This is a genomic window from Cyanobium sp. NIVA-CYA 375, assembly GCF_056108345.1.
The window spans coordinates 1-5093 of the sequence record NZ_JBSYHW010000112.1; the positions used below are offsets into that span (position 1 = coordinate 1).

9 protein-coding genes and 2 pseudogenes are annotated in these 5093 nt (G+C 59.5%); 7 read left to right on the plus strand and 4 right to left on the minus strand.

Annotated elements, in window-relative coordinates:
• The first annotated feature begins 143 nt into the window (after positions 1 to 143).
• Genes AC01FP_RS15895 through AC01FP_RS15905 form a run of 3 tightly spaced genes read left to right on the plus strand, consistent with a single transcriptional unit; the run spans position 144 to position 1712 of the window.
• Complete coding sequence (locus AC01FP_RS15895; protein ID WP_474481648.1) at positions 144 to 560, plus strand: transposase; 417 nt, start codon at positions 144 to 146, stop codon at positions 558 to 560.
• A 3-nt stretch (positions 561 to 563) separates the two neighbouring features.
• Positions 564 to 1268 carry a transposase family protein gene (locus AC01FP_RS15900; RefSeq protein ID WP_474481649.1) on the plus strand — a complete coding sequence of 235 codons (705 nt, stop codon included), beginning with the start codon at positions 564 to 566 and terminating at the stop codon, positions 1266 to 1268.
• 27 nt (positions 1269 to 1295) lie between these two features.
• The gene (locus AC01FP_RS15905; protein WP_474481655.1) at positions 1296 to 1712 is read left to right on the plus strand and encodes a transposase; all 417 of its coding nucleotides are present in this window, start codon (positions 1296 to 1298) and stop codon (positions 1710 to 1712) included.
• 177 nt (positions 1713 to 1889) lie between these two features.
• Here AC01FP_RS15905 and AC01FP_RS15910 read toward each other — a convergent pair.
• From AC01FP_RS15910 to AC01FP_RS15925, 4 genes and pseudogenes are all read right to left on the minus strand, one after another.
• Positions 1890 to 2321 (minus strand): annotated as a pseudogene (locus tag AC01FP_RS15910) (pirin family protein); the annotation flags it as partial.
• The gene (locus tag AC01FP_RS15915) at positions 2318 to 2845 is read right to left on the minus strand and encodes an NADPH-dependent FMN reductase (RefSeq protein WP_474481650.1); all 528 of its coding nucleotides are present in this window, start codon (positions 2843 to 2845) and stop codon (positions 2318 to 2320) included. The gene AC01FP_RS15915 and the pseudogene AC01FP_RS15910, both read right to left, overlap by 4 nt.
• Positions 2846 to 2987: 142 nt before the next feature.
• Positions 2988 to 3386: a hypothetical protein gene (locus AC01FP_RS15920; protein WP_474481651.1), complete on the minus strand. Its 399-nt coding sequence runs from the start codon at positions 3384 to 3386 to the stop codon at positions 2988 to 2990.
• 99 nt (positions 3387 to 3485) lie between these two features.
• Positions 3486 to 3611 (minus strand): hypothetical protein, encoded by a 126-nt coding sequence (locus AC01FP_RS15925; RefSeq protein WP_474481652.1) that lies wholly within the window; start codon positions 3609 to 3611, stop codon positions 3486 to 3488.
• Positions 3612 to 3632: 21 nt separating this feature from the next.
• Here AC01FP_RS15925 and AC01FP_RS15930 point away from each other — a divergent pair, with 21 nt between their 5' ends.
• From AC01FP_RS15930 to AC01FP_RS15945, 4 genes and pseudogenes are all read left to right on the plus strand, one after another.
• Positions 3633 to 3896: a thermonuclease family protein gene (locus tag AC01FP_RS15930; protein ID WP_474481653.1), complete on the plus strand. Its 264-nt coding sequence runs from the start codon at positions 3633 to 3635 to the stop codon at positions 3894 to 3896.
• A gap of 96 nt (positions 3897 to 3992) precedes the next feature.
• The gene (locus AC01FP_RS15935; RefSeq protein WP_474481656.1) at positions 3993 to 4058 is read left to right on the plus strand and encodes an excalibur calcium-binding domain-containing protein; all 66 of its coding nucleotides are present in this window, start codon (positions 3993 to 3995) and stop codon (positions 4056 to 4058) included.
• Between the two features lie 137 nt (positions 4059 to 4195).
• On the plus strand, positions 4196 to 4558 hold the full coding sequence (locus AC01FP_RS15940) for an AbrB family transcriptional regulator (protein ID WP_474481654.1): 363 nt from the start codon (positions 4196 to 4198) through the stop codon (positions 4556 to 4558).
• A 167-nt stretch (positions 4559 to 4725) separates the two neighbouring features.
• Positions 4726 to 4956: pseudogene (locus tag AC01FP_RS15945) on the plus strand (formate--tetrahydrofolate ligase); the annotation flags it as partial.
• Between the last annotated feature and the right edge of the window lie 137 nt (positions 4957 to 5093).

The window sequence follows — 5093 nt, forward strand, 5'->3', positions numbered from 1 at the left end:
ATGTGCAATTTAGTAGACCCCTTGGCGCCGTAAGGCGTTTTTTTGTAGATGACTGCAGGCTTGGAATTCCTCTTTTTCGAGGTGCCCTTAAACTGTCCGCGTACAGAGCAATTGACGATTGCTACAACTGCTGAACGCTGCAGATGTACCGAAAACACCATAACGGCCAGCTCTCAATCGAAGAATTCCATGTGCCTTTTGGCGGCACGTTGGACCCGGGCAATCGCTGGGTGCTCTTCTCCAGGCTGATGCCATGGGAAGAGCTGGAAGAAACATATGCCCCTCAGTTCAATCCCACAACTGGCGCCCCTGCCAAGCCTGTCAGATTGGCGTTTGGCGCGCTATTCATCAAACAGCGGCTTGGCCTGAGCGATGAGGAAACCGTCGAGCAGATCCGAGAAAATGCTTACATGCAGTTTTTTCTTGGCTTTGCGGGCTATTCCAGCAAGTCGCCATTTGATCCATCGATGATGGTTCATTTCCGAAAGCGATTCTCGGAGGAGGATCTCAAACGGATCAACGAACTCATTGCCGAACGAGGTAAGGCCATGGTGATCTAGGCTATGTCCTCACTCCCAGATGACAACGATTCTGACGACCCAGGCGCTGATGCTGTCAACCAGAAATCACTGGACGACTTCGTGAAGCCTGCAGATTGGCCAGAGGACAAGAACTGGGGAACACTCACCATCGATGCCTCTTGCACGCCAGCCGACATCACCTATCCGACTGATCTGAAGTTGCTGAACGAAGCAAGGGAGTCGACTGAACGAATTATTGATGATCTGTGCGACCAGCACATGGACTTTCGCAAACACCGGCCCCGATACGACCGCGGTAAGGCACGTGCTGTTTTCCTTAATGTCGCCAAACAGAAGAAGCCACGCCGTCGCAAGATTAAAGCTGCGATACGCCGCCAGCTCGACTATTTGCAGCGAAATCTTGATGCCATTGATGCCTTGATCGCCGCTGGGGCAGGGCTTTCGGGCCTAAAGACACATTGGTGGCAGAAGCTTCTCGTGATCAGCGAGCTGCACCGCCAACAAAGCATCCTGCTGTACGCCAAGACGCGCAGCATCCCCGACCGCATCGTCAACCTAGTTCAGCGACAGGTTCGTCCCATTGTTCGCGGCAAGGCAAGAGCTGCTGTTGAGTTTGGCGCCAAGATTAGTGTTTCCGTGCGCAATGGCTTTGCCTTCCTGCACAGGATCAGCTGGGATCCATACAATGAAGGTGAAGACCTGATTCCACAAGCCAAGAAATATTAGCACGAACATGGCTGCTATCCCGAGCGGATCTGCGCCGATCGCATCTATATCACTACCAAGAATCGAAACTTCTGCACCAGGAACAACATACGCCTATCTGGTAAGCGATTGGGCAGGCCGCCGAAGGATCCCGAGATCAATGCGGCTCATAAGCAACAGCTCAGTGCAGACCAACGGAGGAGAAACGAGGTGGAGGGCGTCTTTGGATCAGGGAAGCGGAAGTATTCACTACGGCTGATCATGGCTCGGCTGACTAAGGGTGCAGAAACCTCGATCTCTATGGGGTTTCTGGTGATGTGCGCTGAGAAGATCCTGAGGCTCCTCCGCCTCTTTTTTGTCACTATCTTTGCTTGGTTTTACTCCTGGCAATGGCCAGGCTCCTCCTGGGTGGTCCTCAGGAACATTTGCCTGCTTGAGACAGTCAAATCTCCTGTCACTGCATGACCGAGTTGTCGAGCTGCCTGTCCTCCTTGGTCTTTGGCCGCACTCGAGGAGGCGCAGTTTTCTTTTTCAGGAGTCCCTAGTTGCGGGCGGGCTGCTTGGCGGATTAAGAGCTGGCCGCTGCACCCTCTCGGCATCGGCAAATCTGGCTGCCAGGGGGATTGACATCTATACGAGCATCTTCTGCTCGTAGGCCGGAGCGATGCCGGCGCTGCTGGGTTCGATCCAGATCTGCAGCAGCCGGCAGGACTGATCGCCCTGGTTGATCTCGCTGTGCACCACACCGGTACCGGCGCTCATGCGCTGCACTTCGCCAGCCCGCAGCACTTCGGCATGGCCCATCGAATCGCGGTGGTTGAGCTGGCCCTCCACCATCACCGTGACGATCTCCATGTCGCGGTGGGGGAGCATGCCGAAACCTCTGCCGGCGGCGATGGTGTCGTCGTTGATCACCCGTTGCGGCCCGAAGCCCATCCAGGCCGGGTCGTAGTGGGAGGAAAAGGAGAAGGTGTGCCAGCTGTCGAGCCAGTCGAGCTGACTGTGGAAGCGCTCGGCAGCTGGGCGGAACACCAGGCCCGAGGTGGTGGCCGATGCAGAGGTGGTGGCGGTCATTGTTGGGCAATATGGAGCTGGTGCAGTCGCCTGAGCAGATCAGCGATGGAGTCGTCCTTAGCTGGATTGTCGCTGTTGCTCGACAGCTGGCGGCCCACCACATGGGCACCGAGATGGGCCAGCTGCAGCCTCATGGCCGTGAGCACGCCATAGCCAGCGCCGCCGGAGTGGGTGGCGATGGCCACGGGGCGGCCGTTGAACAGGGCGCGAAAGTCATCACCTTGCACCGACAGCCAGGCGATGGCGCTGGTGAGCACCGGCGGAATCGAGCCGTTGTATTCCGGCGAGCAGATCACCCAGCGCGAAGCGGCAGCCAGCTGGGCCTCCAACGCCGCCAACCCTGGCGGTGTGCCGGTGACCTGGGCTCTCGGGGTGAACAGCGGCAGGTTGATGGTGGTGAGATCGAGCACAGCAGCGCTGTGGCCCTGTTGGCCGGCGGCCGCTGCGAAGCGCTCGGCCAGCTGGAGGTTGTGGCCGTTGCTAGCGGCGATCACCAGCACATCTGTGGAGGTTGAGGTAATCATGGCTGGGGCTCCAGGGTGAGGTAATCGGTACAGACAGCGTGGTCGGTGCTGCAGAAGCTGGCGAGATCCGGGGCATTGAGGGGCGCCCGCGGGAGAAGGAGCTCAGCCCCAGATCTTCCACCAGAGGGGCTGGACATCGCGATCAGCGGCTCTTGACGCAGTAGCCGCGTGATGAATACCAACCCAGCGGGCATCCTTTGCCGCTCTTCTGGATCGCTTCCCGCTCGTTACTGGGGCTGCTGAGGCAGTAGTTGCCTGAGGAATAAAAGCCCAGCGGGCAGCCACCGCCCACCTTCTCAATCGCGCCTCGGGTGTTGCCGCCGAAGCTGGGCACGCAGTAGCTACCAGAGCTGTAGTAGCCGAGGGGGCAGCCGCCTGATCTGGGCAGGGGCTGCACCGGCTGCTGGGCGATCGCGGTACTGGCAGACAGGGTCCCGATGGCGAGGGCAAACAGCAGCGAAAGGCGGCCCATGGTGCGCTGGTTCAGAAATCCAGATTGGCGCCATTCGCAGCTGGCGCAGCAGCCATGCAGGGACCGCATGAAAAGGCTGTCCGTGCAAACTCCTGCGATAGCAAGCAAGGCTCTGCTGGTTGTTATCGCGACGTTGACGGCCCTAGCATGGCCGGTTGGCGTGGCTGCTCAGGGCGTTACGGCCACCGTGCTCTCCATCGGCGATGGAGACACCATCCGCGTGCGGCAGGAGGGCAAGGCCTTCACCGTGAGGCTGGCCTGCATCGATGCCCCCGAAACCGCCCAGACCCCCACGGCCAGCAGGCTCGCAGCTACTTGCAGCAGCGCCTGCCCATCGGCCGCGAGGTCGTCCTCGACGTCAAGACCACGGATCGCTACGCCCGCAGCGTCGCCGAGGTGATCAGCGAGATCAACATCAACCTGGCGATGGTGGAAGAAGGCCAAGCCTTTGCCTACCGCCAGTACCTGAGCGGCTGTGATGCCAAGGCCTATCTAGAAGCAGAAGAACGAGCCAGTCGTGCCCGCCTAGGGGTTTGGCAGGTGCCGGGTGGCATCACCAGGCCGTGGGACTTCCGGTGAGGTCGCCACTCAGCCGTCATCCCTGATGGCACAACACCAGGCGGCCGCCGTTACCGCTGCAGCGAGATCAGCTCCTATGCCAAAGCCCAGGAGCTGCTGCGCAAGGGGCACAGCTATCTCGATGGAAACGGGGACGGAGAAGCCTGCGAACCCCTGCGCTGACATTCGCCTTTTGCCATATCGCTAACCACATTATTGGTTTTTACAGAAGCTAGTGCAAGCAAAGGCTTGCCTGCCGATGTAGTGGATTGACACAGCATGTGGGTTTGGTAGGTTCGGAAGACAATCCAAATGTCTTCATGCTTACCGGCCCCGAACTGCTCGCCAAGGTCAAGGAACTGGGCGATGTCTCCAAGTCCGAGCTCGTGCGTGAGTGCGGCTATGTGAGCACCAAAAAAGATGGCACGGAGCGGCTTAACTTCACCGCCTTCTATGAGGCCCTGCTCGGTGCCAAGGGTGTAAGTCTCGGCGCCGATAGCGCTGGCCGGGGCAAGGGTGGCCGCAGCCTTAGCTATGTCGCAACTGTTCAGGGCAACGGCAATCTGCTGGTGGGCAAGGCCTACACAGCCGTACTCGACCTCCTACCCGGCGATGAATTTGAGATCAAGCTGGGCCGTAAGCAGATCAAGCTGATTCCTTTGGGCAGCCCAGAAGAGGAGTGAGCAGCTGCTAGTGAGCAAGACGCCCGAGCTGATCGAGACGTTCATGCTCGTGTGTTTCTACAACGACAATCTCGTTTCTGAGCTTGCAGCCGCTGCTGAAAGCCACTACTACCTTCAGAAAGGCTCGACCCATGCTCTCAAGCCTCGAAATCGCGCAGGCAGCAGTTATGCGCCCCATTGCCGATGTCGCAGCCGAGGTGGGCATAGAGCCCGACGAGCTCGAGCTCTACGGTCGCTACAAGGCCAAGGTCGATCTCTCCATTCTCGATCGTCTCGCAGGAGTACCGGACGGGAAGCTGATCAACGTGACGGCAATTACGCCAACCCCCGCCGGTGAGGGGAAGACCACGACGTCGGTCTCGCTAACGCAAGGTTTCGGCAAGATCGGCAGGCGCGCGATCCTCGCGCTGCGCGAGCCATCGCTCGGGCCTGTCTTCGGCGTCAAGGGTGGCTCTGCTCCCATCTGGAAGCCCAGCGCCTCGAGGGCTTCGCTGAGGCCAACGGCGGCCTGCTCTCCTGCCCGGCCGGCGCTCAT